This window comes from Nocardia arthritidis NBRC 100137 (genome assembly GCF_001612765.1).
Lineage (GTDB): Bacteria > Actinomycetota > Actinomycetes > Mycobacteriales > Mycobacteriaceae > Nocardia > Nocardia arthritidis.
The window spans coordinates 58,578-80,773 of sequence record NZ_BDBB01000009.1 but is presented as its reverse complement, the minus strand read 5'-3'; the positions used below and the strand labels follow the sequence as shown (position 1 = coordinate 80,773).

Genomic DNA, 22,196 nt, shown 5'->3' with positions numbered 1-22,196 from the left:
CGAGACGAACGACCGACGAGCACGGGTTGCGCTCAACGCGATTCCGGCACCGTGGCCTGCCGGGGTGCCGAAGCTACGGCTCGCGGTCACAGACCTTCTTGACCTGTCGGTCTAAAACGACTACGGTTCGGGTCATGGGCAGGCCGCGCAACTTCGATCCGGACACGGTGGTGGACCGGGCCATGGAGACGTTCTGGACCCACGGGTACGCCAACACCTCGCCCGCGCAGCTGGCCGAGGCCACCGGCATCGGAAAAGGCAGTCTCTACAACGCTTTCGGCAGCAAGCGTGCGTTGTTCGACCTGGCTCTCGACCGTTACGACCGGCTGGGTGTCGAGTTGGCCGCGGATGTCCTGACCCGGCCGGGCGCCACCCGCGATTGCCTGGCCGCCTTCCTGTGCGGACTGGCGGACTCCGATCTCGCGCAGCCCGTTCGGCGCGGCTGCCTGGCGGTGAACACCGCCATGGAAATGGCGGGGCACGACGCGGAGATCGCCCGCGCGGTCCGCGCGACACAGGATCATATGATCGCGGCGTTGGAGGCCCGGATCGACCAGGGGAAACGCGATGGTGACGTGCGCGCCGATACCGACCCGCGATCGATGGCCGAGTTCTTGATGAACACCGTCGTCGGCCTCCGGGTGATGGCCAAGACCTACGATGCGCCCACTCTGCACCGCATCATCGACACCGCTCTGACCACCCTCTGAATCGAACTGCCCGCCGCGGCCTCGTTCGCTGCCCATATTTTTGACCTGTAGTTCAAGAAGGAAAGGTTCCATCATGGATCTAGAACTGTCCGGCAAGACCGCCGTCGTCACCGGTGCCAGCCGAGGCATCGGCTTGGCCGTCGCCGAAGCATTGTCCGCCGAGGGCGTCCGGGTGGTCGGGGCCGCGCGCACGGTTACGCCCGAGCTCGAAAAGGCGAGCGTCGCAGCGGTTCCCGTCGACCTCTCCACCTCGGAGGGAGCGGCCCGGCTGATCGGCGCCGCACTCGACGAACTGGGTGGCATCGACATCCTGGTCAACAACGTCGGCGCCGTGAATGCCGCGCGTCTGGAACTGGGCGGCTTCCTCGACGTCGAGGACGAGCAATGGCGAGAGCTGTTCGACCTGAATCTGTTCAGCGCGATCTGGGTCACCCGCGCGGCACTGCCCAGCCTGCTGGAGCGGCGCGGCGCGGTGGTCACCATCTCGTCGATCAACAAACATCTTCCGGCGGCGGGGCCGGTCGGTTACAGCGAGGCCAAGGCCGCGCTGACCGCGCTGACCAAGCGGCTCAGCGAGGAGTTCGGGCCGCGCGGGGTGCGGGTCAATACCGTCTCACCCGGCGTGGTCGGCACGCCGATGTGGCGCGGACCGCACGGCGTGGGCGCCAAGTTCGCCGCCGCTCAGGGTCTTTCGCAGGAGGAACTGCTCGCGGCCGTGCCCGAGCAGTTCGGCATCGCCTCCGGCCGGATCAGCGAACCGGAGGAGGTCGCCGCCCTCGTCGCCTTCCTCGCCTCACCCAAAGCCGCCAATATCATCGGTGCGGACTACGTCATCGATGGCGGCACATTGAAGATCGCCTGAGTTCGGCTGCCGGGGAGTCTTCGTGTTCCGGCCGCGACGCAGTGGAATACATTCGTGCCCTTAGCGTTCGAGTGGCGAACGTGGTGGGAGTGAGTCGCGGCCGGGAGTACAGGCGGGTAGGGTGGCCGGACGGCACGGATAGGAGCGGACTGGTGCGTGTCCATCATCTGGATGCCGGGGGAACCCGTCCTTTCGGAGGCCGTTTGTTCGACGGCAGGCCGGGGCTTCGGCGCAAAGCGGCCGGGGCGTGTCATTGCTTGTTGATCGAGCACTCCGCCGGATTGATTCTGGTCGACACAGGTTACGGCGAGCAGGCGCTGGTCCGGCCGGATGTGTGGGTGGGGCGGCAACTCATCCGGCAATCGCACCCGGTTCTCGACCTGCCGATCGCCCGGCAGGTCGAGGCGCTGGGCTTCTCCCGCGATGACGTCCGGGACATCGTCGTGACGCACCTCGATCTCGATCACGCGGGTGGTCTCGCCGACTTCCCCCAGGCCACCGTGCACGTGCACCGAGCGGAGCTGGACGCCGTCGAAGGGCCCTTCGGTCGTCGCGAGAAGTTCCGGTATCGACCGGTGCAGTTCGAGCACGGACCCAAGTGGTCGGTCTACGGAGAGTCCGACAGTCGCGCGGAGCGCTGGTTCGATCTCCAGGCGGTGCGCGAATTGCGGGGCCTGCCCCCGCAGATTCTCATGGTTCCGCTGGCGGGCCACACGCGCGGTCACGTCGGCGTCGCCGTCGACACCGGGGACGGCTGGCTGTTGCACGCCGGGGACGCCTACACCTACCACGGCCAGATGCGTGCGCAACCGTCGATGCCCCTGGGAACGCGGGTTTTCCAGTGGTATGTGGACACTGGGCGGCGGGCCCGCATCGAGAACCAGCAGCGGCTCCGGGAACTCGTCAGCGACCACGGCGACGCGGTGACGGTCTTCTCCGCGCATTGCGCGACGGAGTTCGAGCGGCTGAGCAGCTGACCGCTGTGGCTACCAGGCGGTCGCTGCCGTAGAGCACGTGCCCGGGTTCGGCGAACGCGAGCAGGGTCGGCAGCGCCCCATTGATGCCGACTTCTTCGGCTACCTCTGTCTGCGGTCGAATTCGTGCCGAACGCCTGCCGGGTGGTCGCGCGCGCACGCTGTGACGACGTTGTCGCGGTGGCGTGCCGAACTCCGCGCCGAGTGCTGACCAACCGGTCCAAGGCCGGTGACAGGCGCTGCGGACTTCGTGTTGTACGACCAAACCTAGCTATCTGTGGGCATCATGACCCGGGTAGTGCGCTACCCGACCTGGATGGTCGTCGGTCAGGCGGGGTGTGCCCGGTCGCGCATACTCGCGCAGGTCTTGCCGCTGTGCGCCGCTCGGCCGCACGCGAAAGGCTCGGCGTCCGCGCAGCGGGGAATCGAGCTGCCGCTGTCCTCGTGTTTGCTGGATGGCCAGTTCGCGAGGTCTGCGCAGAGTGGGCGAGGTAACGTGAAGGTGTCGGCCGGGGTCGGCTACGTGATCGACGGCGTGGCGGCCGCGGCGGCAGCGCGTAGTCGGTGCGTCTTCGGACATCGTGGTCGTATCCGGCCGGAAGCCGTCAGGGCACGGAGGCTTCCGCTGAACAGCAGTGCTGGTTCGCGAGAAAGATCCGCCGTCATGAGTGTGTATGCCCCCCTGTACCGCGAGGTCCTGTCGCGGGAGGAACTGCCGGACGAGTTCTTCGGACTCTTCCTCGACCCGACCCGCACCTACAGCTGCGCGTTGTGGACCCACCCCGACGACACCCTGGAAAAAGCCCAGACGGCGAAGATCGATCTCGCCTTGGCCAAATGTGATCTCCAACCGGGGATGACCCTCCTGGACGTCGGGTGCGGCTGGGGATCGACCATGCTGCGAGCCATGGACACCTACGGGGTGAACACGATCGGGTTGACCCGCAGCCGCAACCAGTACCGGTACGTGCGGGACATGCTCGTCGACCGGCTGATCCGTGGCCGCCCCTACGGCGGGGTGCGAGTGCAGGGCTGGGAGGATTTCGACCGGCGTGCCGACCGGATCGTGTGCGTCGGGGCGATGGAACATCTGCCGGTGGACCGCTATGGGGAGTTCTTCGAGTTCGCCTACCGGATCATGCCCCCGGACGGAGTGCTGTTGTTGCAGACAGTGGTCAGCCACAGCCGCGATCATTTGCGCGCGCACGGCACCAGGATCACCAGCGACGACTTCGCCTTCTTGCGGTTCCTGCGCGAGACCATCTTCCCCGGTGGCCAGCTTCCGCTGTCGTTCGGCCACTACCCCAAAGGAGTCACCGAATACGCGCAGGACGCCGGATTCACCGTCGCCGACGTCCAATCGCTGGGACCGCATTACACCACCACATTGGACTGCTGGGCCGCCGCGCTGTACGAACATCGAGACCGGGCGATCGAGCTGGCCGGGCGCGAAACCTACAACGCCTACATCCGGTATCTCACCGGCTCGGCCGAGTACTTCCGTCGTGGGCATATCGACGTCATGCAGTTCACCTGCCTCAAACCCGACGCTCGGTACCGGTCCCCGCTGCCGCGCTGAGTCCGCCCGCTGGCGGGTGGCGCAAAGCCACGGCATCCCGAGTGCAAACTGCGCACCCAGCTGTGGCCCTTGGCGAGTCGCGGACGGACGCGTCAGCGATCCGCTCTGATCAGAACCGGACCTCCGTCGCGCCGGTCGACGGGCTCATGCTGCGGGTGCGGCGCTGCGCGGCCCGCCGTACGTTCTCGCGCAGGCGTGGATTGCGGATCGGCAGGGTGAGCCTGCGTCTCCGGGGCTTGGTGTTGATGAGGGTCATGTCGCCGTTGTAGTGGGCCAGGACGCGGGGATCCATCACCGCGCGCCACAGCGGCGGGATGATGGCCAGCAGGACCATGGTGGCGTAACCGGCGGGGAGCTGGGGCGCCACCTCGCAGCTGCGCAGGGTCTGATAGCGGCGGCCCGGGTTGGCGTGGTGGTCGCTGTGACGCTGGAGGTGGAACAGGAAGATGTTGGTGACCAGGTGGTCGCTGTTCCAGCTGTCGCGGGGCGAGCAGCGGGCATAACGGCCATCCGGGCGGCGAGCACGCAGCAATCCGTAGTGTTCGACGTAGTTGACGGTCTCCAGCAGGCCCGCGCCGATGAGCGCTTGGAGGGCGAGGTAGGGGATGACGGCGGGACCGAAAACCACGATCAAGGTGGTGAACAATGCCGCGCTCATCGCCCAGGCCTGCAGGAGATGGTTGCTGGGGCTCAGCCAGCGTTTGCCGTTGCGGTTAAGGCGCTGGCGCTCCAACGAGAGGGCGGAGCGGAATCCGCCGGTTATGGTGCGGGGGAGGAACTGCCACAGCGATTCGCCGTAACGGGCGCTGGCGGGGTCTTCGGGAGTGGCGACGCGAACGTGATGGCCGCGGTTGTGCTCGACGAAGAAGTGCCCGTAACCGGACTGGGCGAGCGCGATCTTGGCCAGCCAGCGTTCGAGACGTTCGGCGCGGTGGCCGAGTTCGTGCGCGGCGTTGATGCCGATCCCGGAGACGAACCCGAGCGTGACGGCCAAGCCGAGTTTGTCGACCAGGCTCAGCTCATTGCTTGCCCACAGGTAGCTGGCGATCAGCAGCCCGATGAACTGCATCGGCAGGAAGAGAAAGGTGCACCAGCGGTAATAGCGATCGTTGGACAGCGCCTCGTAGTCTTCGTCGCGGGGATTGCTTCCATCGTCGCCGATGGCGAAATCCAGCAGCGGGATCACCCCGAGGATGATGATCGGGCCGATCCACCAGAACAGCTCCAGCCCGGTGTACAACACCAGCTGAGAGGGCAGTAGCGCGCAACCCGGGGCGATCAAGCCCAGAATCCAGAGGTAGCGCTTGGGGTCGCGGGCTCGCGTGTGCTCGAAGATCGTCATAGTCATCTCGCCGATCCGTCAGGACGACACTCAACCGACAGTTCCGACTGCGGACAACACCTACAACGTGCACGCCTATCCAGGATAGCTAGAAGTTCGCTGTGTAGGGACGAACCGTCGAAACCGCCGTCTGAGCTGTCGACGTCCGCCCGGCGAGGGCGCACCGCTGACCGGATCGGCCCGCGCCTTTGGGGAAGCGGGCGCCGCGTCGGGTACGAAACGATCCGTGCCGGATCTGCGAGTATCACCGCTGCGCGCACCTGAGCGGCTCGGGCAGGCGGGGATGAGCCAACTCCGACATTCGAACCTTTCTGTACCGAAATCGACCTAGCTGACGAACGGTGAGATAGCAAATTCGGTGCAAGTAGACTCGCCGGCCCCGGGTCCGGGAGCCACGGGACGATCGTGGGGTGGAACTCGCCCGCCGCACGGGAGATATGTGCTGTGCCGAGCAGGCAGGTCGGCCGCGGCTCGGTCGTGGGACCGAACCGCGGCCGACCACCGTGCATGGAGATCATGGCACTACGAGCCGAATCGCTAGGCGAGGCGCCGTGCCGGGTCTCCGATCGAGATACCGACGGTATCCGAGCGGATCGCGCTTTCGCAAATCAGGGCAGCGCCCCGCAGTTGGTCGGCGCGGGCTGGTCCGCGAGCCGCTCGGTCATCCACTGCTGGGAGGCCACCAGTGACGGGAAGAACGCCAGCACGTGGGTGGCCCGCAATCCGCTGATGACGCTGGGCAGCTCGCCGTTGGCATTCAGCTGGACAGGAGCGCCGCCGCCGCACCACCCGGACGCCAGTTCGCGGACGGGCACGTATGGCGCGCCCTCGTCGATCGGGCTGGAGGCGATGAGCACGGGCACTCCCGGAGTGAGCGTCCCGACGCGCTGATCGTTGAACGCCGCCTTCAGGATGGGGGACTGATCGATCACCGCGGTGAGCGGTTGCCCGCTGGTGGTCCACTGCGAGGTGTTCGGGAACTGCTGGGCCAAGCCGAGCGGTACGGCGCACTTTTCCAGCGACTCGCGCAGGATCGCCTTGCCGGTGTCGTTGAGTTCGGCGTCGAGCACCGGGCGGGTTTCGGGATAGTTGGCGGCGATGCCGTTGAGAATCCACGCGAAGGCGGGTCCGAGCGCGGGACGGCCGTCGTTGAAGCCGATGAAGTATTCGTCGTCCACGACCGGGCCGCCGGCGTAGGCGCCCCGCACGTTCAACTCGGGAGCGTAGCTCGGCTGCAGTTCGGCCGCGCCGGCGGAGGCCATGCCGCCCTGGGAGTATCCGTACAGAATGACGGGCGAGCCGGGATGCAAACTGGTGCCCGGCAATTGCAGCGCCGCTCGCGCCGAGTCGAGCAGCGCGTAGGCCTGAGACTTCCGGTTCAGATAGTCGTGCACCGCCGGCGTACCCAGGCCGTGGTAATCGGTCACCATCACCGCCATGCCGCGGGCCAGCAGCGTGTACAACGCCACCACGTCGTATTCGACGATTACGTCGAACGGAGGCTGGTATTGGACGAATTGCGCCAGCAGTTTCGAAGGCGCGCACTGATCGCCTTGTCCCTTCGTGCCGACCGCGTAGGCGATCAGCGGGCGCTCGCCCGGGCCGGTCCACGGCTGGGCCGGCTCGAGGTACGTCCCCACTACGGCTGCCCGGTCGCCGTGGGTATCGCTGCTGGTGTACATGATGCGCGTGGACGTGGCGGGGACCTGTCCCGGCTGTCCGGGGACCGAAAGCGCCAGTCGCGACGATTCGGTGCGGATGATGGAGCCCGGTGCGCCCTCCGCCGACGCGGGTGGGATGTAGAAATCGTCGCCCGCCACGGCTTCCGCGGCCGGTTCCGTCCATGCGTGGGGGGCGGCGACCGCCCCGGCTCCGACGACGATGAGGGTTCCCGTCAAAGCTGTGGCCAATCTGAGTATTCGGCTCCTCACGATGCGATCCTTCCTGCGATTTGGGATACCCATGGCATCTAGAATCGGATACTGAGAGTATCTGTAAGGGGTAGAGATTGTCTGGGAATAGCGATGAGTGTCGGCGGCTCCGGGGAGATGGGCGTTCGCGGCCGACTCGAGCGCAGAGCCAAGCGCGGACGCGCACTGTATTGATCGCGACCGCCAAACGGCTTTTCCTGGAGGACGGCTATCAGGCGACAACTCTGGACAAGGTCGCGAAATCCGCGGGTTTCACCAAAGGGGCGGTGTATTCGAACTTCCGCACCAAAGACGACTTGTGTCTGGCTGTGCTCGATGAAATCCACGCTGAGCGGGCGGCGGAGGTCGCCGAAATCATCGCCGCGCCCACGGCCGCGGCGCGCCTGAAGCGGATGACGGAGTGGGCCGAGCGGGTGGTCGGCGATCCCGACTGGACGCAACTCGAACTCGAGTTCAGCGTTCACGCGCGACGCGACGAGCACCTCCGCGCCGAATTGGCGAGCAGGCTCGCCGACATCACGGGCATGGTCGGTGCGGCCTTGCGGGCGACGGACGATCTCGATACCCCGATGCCGCGGGCCGAAGCCGCCGTCGCCGTGCTGGCGCTCGGCGTCGGGCTGGGCTTGTTCCGCTCGATCGATCCCGGCATCCCCGTCGCGGGAATGATCTCCGCCCTGCGCGCCATCGCGGGATTGTCCCCGAACGGCTGATCGGACGGCAGTTCGTCGCGTCGGGACCGTGCGGCGAGTGGAGGGAAACGCCGAGTGGTGTTTGCGGTCGGCCGGAGTACCGCTAATATAAGTGAAAACTTATTCAAGGAGGTTGTCATGCCACTGTTGACCGATCCGGCGGCCATCGCCGGGCTCGTCACCCGCGAGGTCCGCACCGGATCCCGCGACGGCGCGCAGACGAGGATCGCTGTCGCCCGCCGCCGCTACCCGACGGATCAGGCGGATCTGTGGAACGCGCTCACCGATATCGAGCGGATCCCGCGCTGGTTCCTGCCCATCGGTGGCGACCTGCGCGTCGGCGGGCGCTACCAGCTGGAGGGCAACGCCAACGGTGTCGTCGAAGAGTGCGATGCGCCGGAACGGTTCGCTGTGACGTGGGAGATGGGACCGCGGATCTCCTGGCTGACGGTCCGTCTCATCCCCGCCGAGGACGGCACCGAGCTGGAGTTGGCGCACGAGGCTCCCGTCGATCCGGAGTTCTGGACGCAATTCGGACCGGGGGCGGTAGGCGTCGGCTGGGATCTGGCCCTGATGGGCCTCGGGCTGCACTTGGCGAGCGGAGAACCGGTCGACCCCGCCGAGGGCATAGCCTTCCCGACGACGCCCGAGGGCGTGACGTTCGTCCGGACGGCGGCGCTCGGCTGGGCAGAGGCGGCGGTCGGTGACGGCGACGACCCGGCCGCCGCGCACGCGGCGGCGCTGCGAACCGTCGACTTCTACACAATCGACCCGGGAAGCGGTTCCGAGGCCTGATGGACCGTTCACCGGCGAAGATCTTCGAGGCGCTCGGCGACCCGGTCCGCCGGTTCATCCTCGAAACGGTGGCAGTCGACGAGCAGCCCGCGGGCGCGCTGGTCGCCGCCGTGCGGCAGCACACGCCGATCTCTCAGCCCGGCGTCTCCCAGCACCTCAAGGTGCTGCGCGACGCCGGGCTGGTGCGGGTCCGCGCCGAAGGCACACGACGGCTGTACGCCCTCGATTCGGAGGGTATCGACGCCGCCCGGGCCTGGCTCACGGAACTGGTCGATCCGCTGCGCCAGTTCGCTCAACCGCTGGACGCGCTCGCGACGGAGATCGCCCGCGGAAAACGCGCTCGCCGCGGCGCCGGGACCGGTCGGCCTGGCGCAGAGGATTCCGGCGGTCGAGCCCGCCATGCGTAAGCCGTGCCGATGGCGGGCCACGCATGGCTACGGTCAGCAGCGGCCGAAGACGACGGCCGCGTTGTGGCCGCCGAAACCGTAGGAGTTGTTCAGCGCGAATTCGATGTTCTGGGTGCGCGCGCTGCCGTGCACGATGTCGAGATCGATCTCGGGGTCCTGATTGTCGAGGTTCAGCGTGGGCGGCACCACCCCGTCCCGGACGCTGAGCACGGTCAGGGCGGCTTCCACCGCGCCTACCGCACCTACCGAGTGTCCCAACGCGGATTTCGGCGCGTAGACCGAGGCGTGGTCGCCTACCGCCGCTCGGATCCCCCTCGCTTCCGCCAGGTCCCCGAACGGAGTAGCCGTGGCGTGCGCGTTGACGTGGTCGATATCGGTGGCGCTCACGCCGGCCGTCTCGATCGCGCGGCGCATCGCTCGAATGTTCCCCGCGCCGTCCGGGTGGGGCAGCACCATGTGGTAGCCGTCGGCGGTCAGGCCCGCGCCCATCAGGCGAGCCAGGGGCTTCGCCCCGCGCGCCCGCGCGTGGTCCTCCGACTCCAGCACGAACAACGCGGCGGCTTCGCCGAACACGAAACCGTCGCGATCCCGGTCGAACGGGCGCGACGCGGCTTCGGGTTCGTCGATCCGTGTGCTCAATGCCCGCATCATCGAGAATCCGGCCACCGCCAGCGGGTTGATGCGGCCTTCCACGCCGCCCGCGACGACGATGTCGGCCTCGCCCAGGATGATCGAACGCCACGCGTGCACCAGCGCCTCGCATCCCGAAGCGCAGGCCGAGACGGGCGTGATCACGCTGGCTCGCGCACCGAGTTCCAGCCCGACCACCGCGGCGGCGCCGTTCGGCATGGCCATGGGCACCGCGAAGGGAGACACCTTGCGGTAGCCCGCCTCGCGCATCAGGTCGTTGGACTCGATGATTGTGTCGGCGCCGCCGAGGCCGGTGCCGATGCAGACGCCGAGACGATCCAGATCGACTTCCGGCCTGCCCGCGGTGTCCCAGATCCGATTGCCCATGACGTAGGCGACCTGCTGGACGTAGGACATGCGGCGCTTCTGGACGCGGCTGAGTTCGTCTGTGGGATCCAGTTTGAACTGGCCGCCGATGTCGACGGGAACCTGGAAGCGCTCGAAGTCGGGGTCTTGCACTTTCGCGATTCCGGTTTCCCCGGCGAGCAGTCCTTTCCAGGTCGCATCGGTGTCGGCGCCGACAGCGGTCGACATCTCGATAGCAGTCACGACCACACTCCGGAACCCTCCGTTGGTGGTGGAGAAGTCCGTGATATCGGACATCAAACCCCTTCTTTCGGCTTGTCGGCTCGGACGCTCAAGCGAGGCTATGTGCGCGCCGGAAGGCTGGGGTAGTAGCCCGAGTGCCGATCACCGCTACGATCGGGCCATGGAAGCGGATGGGGGAGCGCGTCGGGTCACCGTGGTGATACCCGACGAAGTGGTTGTTCTGGATGCCGCGATTCCGATCGACGTGTTCGGCTCCGACCCCAACTACCGGCTCGAGGTGTGCGCGGTCTCGCCGATGGCGACGACCTCGGTGCCGGGGTTGTCTTGTGTCGCGACGGCAGGGCTGGAGGCTCTGCGCCACGCGGGCACGGTGGTGGTGCCCGGATACGCGTCGTACGGGGAGCCGCCGCCGGAACCGGTGCTGCGAGCGCTGCGCGACGCCCACGCACGAGGCGCGCGAATGCTGTCGATCTGTACCGGTGCTTTCGCTCTGGCCGCCGCGGGACTGCTGGACGGCCGTCCCGCTACGACGCATTGGCGGGCCGCACCGCTGTTGCAGAGCCGGTATCCGAACGTCGAGGTTCATGCCGATCGCCTGTTCGTGGACGACGGTGACGTGCTGACCTCCGCGGGCGTGACCAGCGGGATCGACCTCTGCCTGCACGTGGTGCGCAAAGACATCGGCGCCGCGGCCGCCAACGAACGCGCCCGCGACCTGGTGGCGCCACCGGTGCGCGAGGGCGGTCAAGCCCAGTACACCCGGCAGTTCCTGGAGCAGACGTCCACCGGCCTGCTCTCCGACACACGGGCGTGGATTCTCGCCAACCTCGACCACCGGCATTCGCTCGAAGATCTCGCCAAGCGATCGAATCTCTCGCGTCGCAGCTTCATCCGACGATTTCGGGAGGAGACCGGTACCTCCACGCACGTCTGGATCACCAGCGCGCGCCTGAACCAGGCGCGGGAACTACTCGAGACGACCGAACTGCCCGTCGACCAAATCGGCTATCGCGTCGGCCTCGGAAATCCGGCCAACACCCGCGCGGTGTTCAAGCGTCACCTCGGTGTCAGTCCGGCGCAGTACCGGCGCACGTTCACGATCGGAAACCGGCGGGTGCCGGGGACCTAGCCGGGCAGCCGCTGCGCGGGATAGCCGTGCAGTCGCGGATCGGAGTCGCCGACGACGACCGGATGACCGACCAGCTCGAACATCGCGGTGTCGGAGTGGTGATCGCCGAACGCCGTGCAGGACGGCAGGTCGATGGCCGCCCGCTCGGCATAGCGCAGCAGGGCCGCGGACTTGTCGGCACCGACCATCGTCGCCAGGACCTCGCCGGTGTACTTACCGGCGGCCGTCTCCATCGTCGTGCACAGCACCGAGGTCGCGCCGACGGCTTCGGCGATCGGGCGCAGCGCCGGGGTGAACGAGCCCGATACCAGGACGATGCGAGTCCCGGTGCGAGACAGCTCGTCCAGCCGACGCCGTACCCCGAGATTGAAGAACGCCGGGTCCGCGACGCAGTTCGCGAACCAGTCGTCGCCGACGCGTCGCACGTCGGCGACGTCGCGGCCGGCCCATCGCCGATAGAACCACCGATGGGATTCGGCACGGCTCATCCCCGCCACCCGCAGCGCCCGGAACTCCTCGACTACGCCATCGGCCTGCGCGCCGCGCCCACGGCGCCGCGCGTCGAAGACGAACAAGGACAGAAAGGTGACGCAACGGACCAATGTTTCGTCGACGTCGACGAAAGCTGCTGGGACAGCGCATTCCTCGCCGCCATGTGGCATCGTCGGCCGATCCGCGCGGACGCTGCCCGTGGTTTCCCTCCGTTGCCTCACGGTGCCGTGGCCTCGGCCTCGACGGCGGAATCGCTGCGCCGCTGTTGTTTCGCCGCCGCCCCCGGCGGCTGGTCACCGCGAGGGGCGGTGACACCACAGAGCTTCAGCAACGGCGCTGTCATCGCGGTGGTGATCAGTGCCATCATGACCAGCAACGAGTACAGCCGCTCGTCGATGACACCGATCGTCAGCCCGATGTTGAGGATCACCAGTTCCGTCAAGCCTCGGGTGTTCATCAGCGCCGCGAGGGCCGCTGCTTCCGCCCTGCCGCTGCGGCCGAGTCGGGCGGCCAGGTAGGTGCCGCCGAGTTTGCCCACGAGGGCGGCGAACATGATCGCGGCGAATTCGGCGATGCCGGCGCGATCGATGGCGCCGAGGTCGACTTGCAGGCCGGCCACCACGAAGAAGGCGGGCAGGAAGATGCTGCTCAGCAGTTGGGCGCCGCTGTCGACGGCCGCGCGCAGCCGCCGGGGGAACACGACCCCGAACAGGAATGCGCCGAAGATCAGGTGCAGTCCGAGCCATTCGGTGGTGGCTCCCAGCAACAGTGCGCCCGCGACGCCGAGGAAGACCATGTTGCTCGTGTTCTTATCGGAACCGGCGCCCGCGAGCCGGTCGAGGGCCGGACGCACCGCCCACCACAACACCACGACCAGCGGAACGAACAGCAGCAGCCGCCAGTGGTGATCGAGGCCGGGCCGGGCGATGCCGATGACCACCGCCAGGACACACCAGGCGAGGACGTCGTCCAGCGCGGCGCAGGTCATGGCCGACTGGCCCAGCCGGGTGCCGAGCAGCTTGCGGTCGTGCAGGATACGGGCCAGCACCGGAAAGGCCGTGACGGCCAGGGCGCAACCGATGAACAGCGCGAAGTTCAGCCGGTTGCCGCCGTCGTGCCGGGCCAGCGCCCACAGTGCGATGACGGAACCGAGCGCGAAGGGCACGAGGTAGGCCGACAGCGCGATCGCCCCGACCGACCGCCGCCGTCCGGCGACCGATCGCAGATCCATCTCGAGACCCGCCGAGAACATGAAGATCATCACGCCGACGTTCGCGAATGCCGTGAGATACGAACGAGTGTCGTGCGGAAAGACCGCTTCGGACAAGTGTGCCCCGATAACTGTCGGCCCCGCGAGTATCCCCGCGACGATCTCGCCGATCACCGCGGGCTGCCCTACCTTCTCGGCCAGCCAGCCCAGCAGGCGTGCCGCGCCAACGATCAATACGAGATCCAGCAACAAGAAGATCATTTGGTCGCTCGGCAACGCCTCGACTCCGTTCGACATTGAGGACATCGCGGGACCGGATTCGATGCTCTCACGGGACATCTCCGTGTTCACACGGGACATCTCCGTGTTCACACGGGACATCTCCGTCACGCATCGACCGCAGCGCGGAACCCCCGAAACATGGACTGCCTGCACTGAGACGATATCGCATCCGCCCGACGGCCGAGGGTGCAGAGTGATCTACGTCACGCCCGTCGCGGCGGCGGCCCGACTGGCGCAAAGTTGTGCATCTCTGTCGCGAATGGTACTGGCTGGTCGCTCTTTTCGTTCGGAATACTTCGAGCCATGGCTTGCGCCGGTCGAGGTCGCAGCCGAGGGGAGTCGACGTTGTTCGAACATAAAACGATACTCGTAACCGGTGCGGCAACCATCATCGGCGCTGAAGTAGCCCGGGTCTTCGCCGAATATTCCGCGAATGTCGTACTGGGTGACATTGATACGGACGGAGGGAAGGGGGCGGCCGCCGAGATCGGCGACCGAGCTGTCTTCGTGCCCGTCGACCTGCGCAGCGATTCGTCGGTCGAGTCGTTCGTCGCGGCCGCGGTCGACCGGCACGGACGGATCGACGCGCTGGTGAACATCGCCTGCGTCTACGGTGACGACGGACCCGGCGGGGATGCGCGAGCAGCGTGGCTCGAGGTGCTGAACACGAATGTCGTCGGTACGGCGATGTTGTGTGAAGCGGCGCGGCCCGCGTTGCGGGAAACCTCGGGGTCCATCGTGAATTTCACCTCTCCCAGCGGACGAGTCGCTCAAGCCGGGCGACTTCGCTACCCCGTCAGCAAGGCCGGGTTGTTGCAGCTGACCCGCAGTCTCGCCCTGGAGTACGCGGGCGACGGGATCCGGGTGAACAGCGTCTCGCCGGGTTGGACCTGGTCTCGGGTGATGCACGAGATCACCGAGGGGGACCGGGCCCGCACCGACGCGGTGGCATCCCGGTTCCACATGCTGGGCAGGGCGGGCGACGCGCGCGAAATCGGCGAGGTGGCCGCGTTTCTCGCATCGTCCAAGGCGAGCTTCGTCACCGGAGCCGAGTGGACCGTGGACGGCGGCTACTCGGCGTTGGGGCCCGAGCAGACCACCTCGGCGATCGAGCTTCTCCTGCGCGAGTCGCAGGCAAATTCTCTGGCTTAGGAATTCAGACATGACTGCAGCAACAATCTCGGCCACCTCCCTGCTGTCGGCGGTGCGCTCGCTGGCGCCCGACCTGGCGGCACGTCGTAGTGAGATCGATGCCGAGCGCAGGCTTCCGATGGACATCGTCGAGCGGCTTCGTGAGATCGGCGTCTACCGAATGGGTTTCAGCGCGGAGATCGGCGGTCCGGGTCTGACCTCGCTCGAGCAGTTGGAGGTCGTCGAGGGGTTGTCCTACGGGGACACGGCCACCGGCTGGTGTGCCATGATCGGCGCGGCGACCGGCATCTACGCCGGTTATCTCGACGAGGGGGCCATCGCGGAGCTGATGCCGACGCAGGATCTGATCACGGCGGGACTGATCTTCCCGGCTGGTCGCGCCGAGCGGGTGGCCGATGGCTACCGACTGACGGGCCGATGGAAGTTCGGCAGCGCGATCACGCACGCGGACCTGGTCATCGGTGGCGCTTTCGTGACCTCGGGCGGCCGAATGGTCGAGACCGCGGAAGGCGGGCCGCTGGTGCGGCTGTTCTACATGCGCCGCGATCAGGTCGCCGTCTTCGACACCTGGGACACCACGGGCCTGCGCGGCAGCGGGAGCAATGATTACGCGGTCGAGGATCTCTTCGTTCCCGAGCATCATTCCTTCGCGTTCGGCGAAAGGAAGAGCTGTCGCGGAAAGCTGTCCGAGCCGGAGGCGCTGGCCCGGATCATGCCGGGCGTACCCCTGGGAACGGCTCGTGCGGCCCTGGACTACGTTCGTGGCCTCGCGGACGGGAAGACGGTGACCGCCACCGGTCAGAAGTGGGCCGACAACTACCGTGCCCAGTACCTGCTCGGTGAGTGCGAGATGGAGTACATCGTCGCCCGCGGCGCGGTCGTCAACACGCTGGCGGAACTGTGGGACGCGCTGGACGGCAGGCGTTTCGCGGAGCTGCCCGCCGACCTCAGGATCGCGAGCGCGTTGGCCAGGACCAACGCGTTCCGCGCAGCGCAGCGCATCGTCACCCGTCTGTGCGAACTCGTCGGCACCGAGTCGATCTACCGGCCGAATCCGCTCGACATCTGGTTGCGTGACACGAACACGATGGCACGGCACGTCATAGCGCACGACCAGGTGATCCAGTCCACGGGCGCCTTCGTGCTGGGCGGCAGACCGGAATTCCCCTTCGTCGTCGGATTGGGCTGATCGCGATGGATCTCGACAAGCGCAAACGGCTGCCGTCGTTGACCGGACTGCGGTTCTTCGCGGCATTCTCGGTCTTCGTCTTCCACGTGATGCTGCCCAACTCGCCGATACCTCCGTACAAGCCGGTTAACCTCTTCTCCGATCCGGATATCGCGTACGACGCGGCGTGGGTGGTCGGCAAAGCAGGATTCCTCGGGGTGTCGTTCTTCTTCATCCTGAGCGGATTCGTGCTGACCTGGTCGTGGAAACCGGGAGCGAGCAAGCTGCAGTTCATTCGGCGGCGCGTGGTCAAGATTTTTCCCAACCACCTGACCCTCTGGGCGGCGTCGATGGTGCTGTTCGCGGCGGCGATAACACCGTGGAAGGCGTGGCTGCCGAATCTCTTTCTGCTGCATGCCTGGTTTCCGCAGAATTATATCAATGCGGGCGTCAATACGCCGTCGTGGACCTTGTCCTGCGAGCTCCTGTTCTACGTACTCTTTCCTTTTCTGATTCCGGCGGTTCTGCGTATCGACGTGAAATATCTGTGGTACGGCGCCGCGGCCATGGTGACCGGCATGGGCGTGATCGTCCTGCTGACCGCGTTCGTCATCCCGAGTTCCGAGAAATCCGAACTCACGCCCATACCCGTTTTGCAGCTCTGGTTCGGGTATCTCTTTCCGCCGACGCGGCTGTTCGAATTCTTCCTCGGCGTGTTCATCGCCCGGATAGTGGCGGAGGGGCGCTGGCTGCGCATCCCGCTCTGGACGGCGGTGGCTGCGGTCGGCGCGGGATATGTGGTGGCGATGTACACGCCGTTCTATGTCGGCTTCGTCCTGGCGACGGCGGTTCCGCTCGCGCTGCTGATCGGCGCCGCGGCCCAGTCCGACATCGACGGCGCGTCGAAGTTCCTGTCGAGCAGGCTCGCGGTCCGGCTCGGCGAGATCTCGTTCGCCTTCTACATCTGTCAAGGCGTGACGGTGTTCTACGTCCGTCGATTGATGAACGCCGCCACGTTCAGTGCTCCGGTCGCGGTGCTGCTGATCGTCCTGTTGTTCTGCCTGAATATCTTCGCGGCATGGTTGTTGTTCACTTTCGTCGAATCTCCGGCGATGCGCCGCTTTGCTCGGCCGAAACGATCGACGGTGGTCGGAGAAAGGGTGGCCGGCTAGGCGCTCCAGCTGCACGACCGACAAATTCCGAAAATCCTGTTCGGAGGCTCGTGGCGTTGCCATGGGCCTCCGGATTCTTTTTGTCGCGGTGTGCCGGAATGTGGTTGCCCAGCAGTCTGTTCGGAGGTATCCTTGGAGTGTTATAAACCACAGGATAAGTTGTGAACGTGGGGGGTGTTCGATCGAATGGACTACGTGATTCAGATCTGGCTGTGAGCATCGGGGCTCGCCGATACCGGATATCGTATGGAATCCGACGCCTGAATCCGTGTCCTACTACGACGTTCTGATCGCAGGCATCCATCGACGGCTCGATCCGCTCTGATAGCGGAATCTTTGCCGTGCGGTCCGGTTGCGTGCGCTCGTTTGGTGTGCCCGGAAGGTAGTGATGAGTACGACTGTCGACAATGGCTCCGAGCATGTTGAGGAGCTCGGACAACCACAGCTGAACCCGAATCCCGCCGATGATGTCGGATCGGTTGCCACTCAGATACTTCGCATGGTCTTCGCGCGCCGGCGCAGTGCCGAGCCGAAGTCGCTGTGCGACTCGGCCCCGTGCGCGGACTGCTTCGCACCGCACCTGCGGAAGGTGAGCCGGTACATCGAAGCCGGTGTGCCGGTCCACTTCATCATCCCCGCGTTCCCGGCGAAGTCGCGCAACCGCCGCAAGACGCTGGGGCGCCTGCCCGATATGGCGGAAACACTGGCGATCGAGTCCCTGCAAGGATTCTGCGACCAGATCTCGGCCGTCTACCGGCCGGGGGCCATCGTCACCATCTGTTCCGACGGGCATGTCTTCAGTGACACGCTGGGCATCCCGGACGCGCACGTCGACCATTACGGTGACGAGCTGCGCCGCATCATCCGGTCGACCGGCGGCGGTTCCGTCGGCCTGTACGGGCTGCGCGACGCCATGCCGGAAATGACCTGGGACGAACGCAGGCTGCGCCTGCTGAAGGAGTACTCCGACGGCATCGACGTGCTGCGCGAGGCGGTCCGGACCGAGCCCGCGGCTCGGCGGATGTTCAACGGGATCCATCGGTTCATGGTCGAGGACAACGCCGTGCTGCTGCCCGGACTGTCGGCCACGCAGCGGCGGAACCGGTCGAAGGAGACGGCTTACGAGGTGGTGCAGCGCAGTCAGGCGTGGAGCCGTCTGATGGCGGAGATCTTCCCGGACGCGGTGCGACTGTCGATCCATCCGCAGACGAATCACTCCGAGAAGATCGGATTCCATCTCTTGCGGACCCAGGACAGCTGGCTGACTCCGTGGCATGGCGTGGTGCTCGACGACGGAACGAATTACACGCTGGTCAAGCGGATGCATGCCGAGGAACTGGGCGCTCGCTTGGTGTGGCGCAACAGTCGGCCCAGTCATTTCGTCCTCGGACGAACACCAGAGACCGAATCACGGCGAGATCTAGGAAACTCATGACGAAAAGCTTGAACGAGATACTGCTCGAAGGCGAGTCGCTGCGGCCGTTCGGCCGTCTGGTGGCGTCCGATGTGCCGGGGCGGACGCTCGCCGACGTGCCGATCGAGGAACTGCTCGCACTGACACTCGGCGCGAAAGTGTTGGTACTGCGCGGGTTCGGCTTGCTCGGCAAGGCGGAACTCGAAGTCTATTGCCGAGCGGCCGGAGAGATCCTGCAATGGAACTTCGGTTCCATCCTCGATCTGATGGTACGCGAGACCGCCGAGAACTACCTCTTCGACAAAGGCGATGTCCCGTTCCACTGGGATGGCGCGTTCGCCGAGCACGTACCGCGGTTCTTCCTGTTCCAATGCGTGCGGGGCGAGGGCGCGGGCGGCGAGACCGTGTTCTGTGACAGCGTCCAGGTCTATCGGGACGCGCCGGAAGACCTGAAAGAGCTGTGGGCCCGCACCACGATCACCTACCGGACCGACAAACTCGCGCACTACGGCGGGCTGGCCGAATGGCCACTGCTGGGCACTCATCCGGCCACCGGCGAGACGACGATCAGATATGCCGAACCCTTGGATCCCGCCCGCTACGCCAATCCGCTGTTCTTGACCGTCGACGGCATATCGGCCGAGGACGGTGTCCGGGTGATGGAGGACCTGCGCGACCGGCTGCACGACGCTCGCTACTGCTACGCCCACGAGTGGCGGACCGGCGACATCGTCGTGGCCGAGAACCACGCTCTGCTGCACGGCCGGAATGCGTTCACCGAATCGGTTTCCCGGCACCTCCAGCGCATTCAGATCATCTGAGCAATGGGCCATCAGAGAGGAATATCAATGGCTGCACCGATCTCTCGACCAGCAACCGAGTACGACGTCGTCATCATGGGCGGTGGTCCCGCCGGGTCCACGCTCGCCGCGATGCTCTGCCGCGATACCGATCTGCGCGTGGCGATCTTCGATCGCGAGGTGTTCCCGCGTGAGCACATCGGCGAATCGGGTGCGCATCCCCTCGTCCCCGTCCTACAAGCGAGCGGGGCGCTGGAGAAGGTCCTCGCGAGCGAGTGCTGGATCCAGAAGTACGGCGGCATCTACCAGTGGGACACCGACCGGCCGTTCGTCGGCTTCTTCGAGCACGCGGACTACCTGGCCGATGGCGTGTACCGCTGGTCCGTCCATGTCAATCGCGCGGAATTCGACACCGTGCTGCTCGAGCACGCCGAGTCGTGCGGCGCCCATGTCTTCCAGGGTGTTCGGGTGGTGCGCTTCCTCCTCGACGGGGGTGCGGCCACGGTGGTCCTGGAAGACGGAACCGAGGTCAAGGCAGGTTATTTCGTCGATGCGTCCGGCCGGGCCAATCAGGTGGCCGCCCGCGGGTCGCAGCGCGACAAGCAATGGCTTTCCGACTACCGCAACGTGGCCGTCTGGTCGCACTACCGCAACTGTGTGCCCGCACAACGCGCGGCCGGTGACTGGAACGTCTTCCGGGCCGAGAACTTGTCGCCGATCTACGCGGTGGCCTTCGAGCACGGATGGGTGTGGTACATCCCGACGCCGCGGCTGGTGGACGGTACTCGGGAAACCGTGTGGTCGATCGGCATCGTGACCAATCCCGAGTCGCTCGCTCGCGTGGATCTGCGAGATCCGGACATCTTCTTGAAGACGATCAAGTCGATTCCGGTGTTGCAGGACCTGGTGGCGAACGCGGAACCGATTCGTCGGGAAATGCTGACCGCGACCAACTATTCCCGGGTCAGCGATTGTTTCGGTTCGTACGCGGATCGCTGGATGGCGGTCGGGGACGCGTCGTACTTCGTCGATCCGCTGTTCTCCTCCGGCATGTCCTTCGCCGTCACGCAGGCGTGGGCGGCCGCTTTGGTGCTGCGCAAGACCTTCGACAAGGACTTGGACGAGCAATCCAAGGAAGACCTCTGGCGTGATTACGACGTCGAGTGGCGTGGGATGGCGGAGACATGGGCACTGAGCATCGACCAGTGGTATCACGAGATCTCGCGCTCGCATCCGGACAGCCCGTATTGGAGCGCGGAAGGCCGGCGAGTGGAGGTCGACAACGCCACCGAGGGCACCTTCCAGGCGCTGCTGAACACCGCCCTGGTGCCCGATCTGCTGAACATCATGACGAAGGGCACCCGCGACCCGCGTGACCTGGCCACCGAGGGGCCCTATCTGCGGGCCTACACCGCCGCCGACGCGGTCGAGCTGGCACCGGAGGACATCGTGACGCTGTCTCCGGACGCACGCATCCGCACGGGTGTGGCGGCCGACATTCCGGGCTTCAAAGGGATGTCGCCGCCGTTCGAGATTCCGCAGGCAGCTCGCGAAGGGCTGGCCGCGTACTGGCGAGACCCCGTCGCCAACAGCGAGGCGGCGCCGTCGCCGCTCGCCGATACCGTGCCCTGCCACCGGATCTACTCCGCGTCCGATCCGGGCAACGAGGTGCGGTGCCTGGATCGAGACGGGGGCAGGGAACTGTGGGAAACGCTGAACCGCGGTCCGGCACGGTGGTCGGAGCTGGCGCCACGGTTGACGGTGCTGCAGGGACGCGCCTTGAAGCGCTTGATTCGCGCCGGGTTGGTGGTGGCCGGACCGGAAGCGCTACAGCAGGCCGACTAGGTCGAAGGCATGAGATCATTGGCTGTTCTGGCCGTCGACGACGTGATTCCGTTCGACCTCTCGGTGCCGCTGGAAATCTTCGGTCGGGCCCAGCGGGAGGACGGAACTCCGGCGTACGAGGTCCATGTCTGCGGGGTGAACTCCGACGTCCCGTCGAAGTTCTTCGAAATCTCATGTCTCGGTGACATCGAATATCTCGAGGAGGAAGCGGGAACCATCATCGTTCCGGGAGCGATGAGTTACCTGTCACGGCCATCGGATCGATTGCGAAAGGCGTTGCTGCGAGCCCATGAGCGGGGCGCGCGGGTGGCATCGATCTGTTTGGGTGCGTTCACCCTCGCCTCGGTCGGGTTGCTCGACGGCAGGCGGGCGACGACGCATTGGATGGCCGCCGCAGAATTGTCGAGGAGCTATCCTCGGGTCCGCGTGGATCCCACGGTGCTGTATGTCGACAACGGGAGCATCCTGACGTCGGCGGGGGCCGCGGCAGGGCTGGATCTGTGTCTCCATATGGTCCGGAAGGATTACGGGACCGCTGTGGCGGCGGATACCGCCCGGCTCTCGGTGATGCCACTGACCCGCGATGGGGGACAGGCGCAGTTCATCGCGGAACGTCCGCGGTCGGAGGCGGACAGCATGTCGCTCAATCCCACTTTGGAGTGGGCGGAAACGATGCTCGGTGAGAAGATCACCGTGCTGGATCTCGCGGAGCGAGCCGGCGTCAGCAAACGCACGTTGATCCGGCGCTTCCACGAGCAGGTCCGGATGACGCCGAACGAGTGGCTCCAGACCGTCCGGGTGCGCAAGGCCCAGGTGTTGCTCGAGACGACCATCCTCACCATGGAGTGCATCACCGACCAAACGGGTTTCGCCTCGGTGGCCGCGTTCCGGAAGGTCTTTCGCAAGACCGTGGGGATCACGCCGCAGGCGTACCGGCGGGCCTTCCGCTGACCGGTCATCGCGGGCCGCCTTCTCTCGCCGTGGATTCGCGAGAATCCGAATCC

20 protein-coding genes are annotated in these 22,196 nt (G+C 66.2%); 15 read left to right on the top strand and 5 right to left on the bottom strand.

Annotated elements, in window-relative coordinates; all coding sequences use genetic code 11:
* Positions 1-134 precede the first annotated feature (134 nt).
* From NA8_RS09090 to NA8_RS09075, 4 genes are all read left to right on the top strand, one after another.
* Complete coding sequence (locus NA8_RS09090) at positions 135-710, top strand: TetR/AcrR family transcriptional regulator (RefSeq protein ID WP_063049939.1); 576 nt, start codon at positions 135-137, stop codon at positions 708-710.
* Positions 711-783: 73 nt separating this feature from the next.
* A complete protein-coding gene (locus tag NA8_RS09085; RefSeq protein WP_063049938.1) occupies positions 784-1,572 on the top strand; it encodes an oxidoreductase in 789 nt (262 codons plus the stop codon).
* Between the two features lie 152 nt (positions 1,573-1,724).
* Positions 1,725-2,549 carry an MBL fold metallo-hydrolase gene (locus NA8_RS09080; RefSeq protein WP_063049937.1) on the top strand — a complete coding sequence of 275 codons (825 nt, stop codon included), beginning with the start codon at positions 1,725-1,727 and terminating at the stop codon, positions 2,547-2,549.
* A 661-nt stretch (positions 2,550-3,210) separates the two neighbouring features.
* Positions 3,211-4,125, top strand: coding sequence for a class I SAM-dependent methyltransferase (locus tag NA8_RS09075; RefSeq protein WP_063050056.1), 915 nt, complete (start codon positions 3,211-3,213; stop codon positions 4,123-4,125).
* Positions 4,126-4,234: 109 nt separating this feature from the next.
* Here the strand turns inward: NA8_RS09075 and NA8_RS09070 are convergent, their stop codons facing one another.
* Positions 4,235-5,473, bottom strand: a complete 1,239-nt coding sequence (locus NA8_RS09070; RefSeq protein WP_157106605.1) for an alkane 1-monooxygenase — start codon at positions 5,471-5,473, stop codon at positions 4,235-4,237.
* A 602-nt stretch (positions 5,474-6,075) separates the two neighbouring features.
* On the bottom strand, positions 6,076-7,377 hold the full coding sequence (locus NA8_RS09065) for a lipase family protein (RefSeq protein WP_218019428.1): 1,302 nt from the start codon (positions 7,375-7,377) through the stop codon (positions 6,076-6,078).
* A gap of 191 nt (positions 7,378-7,568) precedes the next feature.
* Here NA8_RS09065 and NA8_RS09060 point away from each other — a divergent pair, with 191 nt between their 5' ends.
* The 3 genes from NA8_RS09060 to NA8_RS09050 all read left to right on the top strand — a co-directional run bounded on the left by NA8_RS09060 (position 7,569) and on the right by NA8_RS09050 (position 9,289).
* Positions 7,569-8,108 carry a TetR/AcrR family transcriptional regulator gene (locus NA8_RS09060; RefSeq protein WP_245663728.1) on the top strand — a complete coding sequence of 180 codons (540 nt, stop codon included), beginning with the start codon at positions 7,569-7,571 and terminating at the stop codon, positions 8,106-8,108.
* Positions 8,109-8,225: 117 nt separating this feature from the next.
* On the top strand, positions 8,226-8,882 hold the full coding sequence (locus NA8_RS09055) for an SRPBCC family protein (RefSeq protein ID WP_063049934.1): 657 nt from the start codon (positions 8,226-8,228) through the stop codon (positions 8,880-8,882).
* The gene (locus NA8_RS09050) at positions 8,882-9,289 is read left to right on the top strand and encodes an ArsR/SmtB family transcription factor (protein ID WP_063049933.1); all 408 of its coding nucleotides are present in this window, start codon (positions 8,882-8,884) and stop codon (positions 9,287-9,289) included. Before NA8_RS09055 ends, NA8_RS09050 begins: the two co-directional genes overlap by 1 nt.
* Positions 9,290-9,322: 33 nt before the next feature.
* Here NA8_RS09050 and NA8_RS09045 read toward each other — a convergent pair whose 3' ends face one another.
* Positions 9,323-10,573 carry a KasA/KasB family beta-ketoacyl-ACP synthase gene (locus NA8_RS09045; protein WP_245663742.1) on the bottom strand — a complete coding sequence of 417 codons (1,251 nt, stop codon included), beginning with the start codon at positions 10,571-10,573 and terminating at the stop codon, positions 9,323-9,325.
* A 115-nt stretch (positions 10,574-10,688) separates the two neighbouring features.
* Here NA8_RS09045 and NA8_RS09040 point away from each other — a divergent pair, with 115 nt between their 5' ends.
* Positions 10,689-11,657: a GlxA family transcriptional regulator gene (locus tag NA8_RS09040; protein ID WP_063049931.1), complete on the top strand. Its 969-nt coding sequence runs from the start codon at positions 10,689-10,691 to the stop codon at positions 11,655-11,657.
* On the opposite strand, the gene NA8_RS09035 is transcribed toward NA8_RS09040, so the two are convergent.
* The gene (locus NA8_RS09035) at positions 11,654-12,319 is read right to left on the bottom strand and encodes an HAD family hydrolase (RefSeq protein WP_084466635.1); all 666 of its coding nucleotides are present in this window, start codon (positions 12,317-12,319) and stop codon (positions 11,654-11,656) included. The genes NA8_RS09040 and NA8_RS09035 overlap by 4 nt on opposite strands.
* A gap of 47 nt (positions 12,320-12,366) precedes the next feature.
* Complete coding sequence (locus NA8_RS09030) at positions 12,367-13,665, bottom strand: cation:proton antiporter (RefSeq protein WP_169810474.1); 1,299 nt, start codon at positions 13,663-13,665, stop codon at positions 12,367-12,369.
* Positions 13,666-13,986: 321 nt separating this feature from the next.
* Here NA8_RS09030 and NA8_RS09025 point away from each other — a divergent pair, with 321 nt between their 5' ends.
* The 7 genes from NA8_RS09025 to NA8_RS08995 all read left to right on the top strand — a co-directional run bounded on the left by NA8_RS09025 (position 13,987) and on the right by NA8_RS08995 (position 22,143).
* The gene (locus NA8_RS09025; protein WP_245663727.1) at positions 13,987-14,793 is read left to right on the top strand and encodes an SDR family oxidoreductase; all 807 of its coding nucleotides are present in this window, start codon (positions 13,987-13,989) and stop codon (positions 14,791-14,793) included.
* Positions 14,794-14,803: 10 nt separating this feature from the next.
* Positions 14,804-15,982: an acyl-CoA dehydrogenase family protein gene (locus NA8_RS09020; RefSeq protein WP_063049927.1), complete on the top strand. Its 1,179-nt coding sequence runs from the start codon at positions 14,804-14,806 to the stop codon at positions 15,980-15,982.
* Between the two features lie 5 nt (positions 15,983-15,987).
* Positions 15,988-17,133 (top strand): acyltransferase family protein, encoded by a 1,146-nt coding sequence (locus NA8_RS09015; RefSeq protein ID WP_063049926.1) that lies wholly within the window; start codon positions 15,988-15,990, stop codon positions 17,131-17,133.
* A 499-nt stretch (positions 17,134-17,632) separates the two neighbouring features.
* Positions 17,633-18,568, top strand: coding sequence for an L-tyrosine/L-tryptophan isonitrile synthase family protein (locus NA8_RS09010; protein WP_063049925.1), 936 nt, complete (start codon positions 17,633-17,635; stop codon positions 18,566-18,568).
* Positions 18,565-19,368 (top strand): TauD/TfdA dioxygenase family protein, encoded by an 804-nt coding sequence (locus NA8_RS09005; RefSeq protein WP_063049924.1) that lies wholly within the window; start codon positions 18,565-18,567, stop codon positions 19,366-19,368. The genes NA8_RS09010 and NA8_RS09005 overlap by 4 nt, the downstream gene beginning before the upstream one ends.
* Before the next feature lie 3 nt (positions 19,369-19,371).
* Positions 19,372-21,192, top strand: coding sequence for an NAD(P)/FAD-dependent oxidoreductase (locus NA8_RS09000; RefSeq protein WP_218019427.1), 1,821 nt, complete (start codon positions 19,372-19,374; stop codon positions 21,190-21,192).
* A gap of 9 nt (positions 21,193-21,201) precedes the next feature.
* Positions 21,202-22,143 carry a GlxA family transcriptional regulator gene (locus tag NA8_RS08995; RefSeq protein ID WP_063049922.1) on the top strand — a complete coding sequence of 314 codons (942 nt, stop codon included), beginning with the start codon at positions 21,202-21,204 and terminating at the stop codon, positions 22,141-22,143.
* Positions 22,144-22,196: the final 53 nt, after the last annotated feature.

Bases quoted from the DNA above. Each gene is read 5' to 3' on its own strand.
- NA8_RS09090 (WP_063049939.1), top strand. From the start codon at position 135: ATGGGCAGGCCGCGCAACTTCGATCCGGACACGGTGGTGGACCGGGCC.
- NA8_RS09085 (WP_063049938.1), top strand. From the start codon at position 784: ATGGATCTAGAACTGTCCGGCAAGACCGCCGTCGTCACCGGTGCCAGC.
- NA8_RS09075 (WP_063050056.1), top strand. From the start codon at position 3,211: ATGAGTGTGTATGCCCCCCTGTACCGCGAGGTCCTGTCGCGGGAGGAA.
- NA8_RS09070 (WP_157106605.1), bottom strand. From the start codon at position 5,473: ATGACTATGACGATCTTCGAGCACACGCGAGCCCGCGACCCCAAGCGC.
- NA8_RS09055 (WP_063049934.1), top strand. From the start codon at position 8,226: ATGCCACTGTTGACCGATCCGGCGGCCATCGCCGGGCTCGTCACCCGC.
- NA8_RS09050 (WP_063049933.1), top strand. From the start codon at position 8,882: ATGGACCGTTCACCGGCGAAGATCTTCGAGGCGCTCGGCGACCCGGTC.
- NA8_RS09040 (WP_063049931.1), top strand. From the start codon at position 10,689: ATGGAAGCGGATGGGGGAGCGCGTCGGGTCACCGTGGTGATACCCGAC.
- NA8_RS09035 (WP_084466635.1), bottom strand. From the start codon at position 12,319: ATGCCACATGGCGGCGAGGAATGCGCTGTCCCAGCAGCTTTCGTCGAC.
- NA8_RS09030 (WP_169810474.1), bottom strand. From the start codon at position 13,665: ATGTCCTCAATGTCGAACGGAGTCGAGGCGTTGCCGAGCGACCAAATG.
- NA8_RS09020 (WP_063049927.1), top strand. From the start codon at position 14,804: ATGACTGCAGCAACAATCTCGGCCACCTCCCTGCTGTCGGCGGTGCGC.
- NA8_RS09015 (WP_063049926.1), top strand. From the start codon at position 15,988: ATGGATCTCGACAAGCGCAAACGGCTGCCGTCGTTGACCGGACTGCGG.
- NA8_RS09010 (WP_063049925.1), top strand. From the start codon at position 17,633: ATGGTCTTCGCGCGCCGGCGCAGTGCCGAGCCGAAGTCGCTGTGCGAC.
- NA8_RS09005 (WP_063049924.1), top strand. From the start codon at position 18,565: ATGACGAAAAGCTTGAACGAGATACTGCTCGAAGGCGAGTCGCTGCGG.
- NA8_RS09000 (WP_218019427.1), top strand. From the start codon at position 19,372: ATGGGCCATCAGAGAGGAATATCAATGGCTGCACCGATCTCTCGACCA.
- NA8_RS08995 (WP_063049922.1), top strand. From the start codon at position 21,202: ATGAGATCATTGGCTGTTCTGGCCGTCGACGACGTGATTCCGTTCGAC.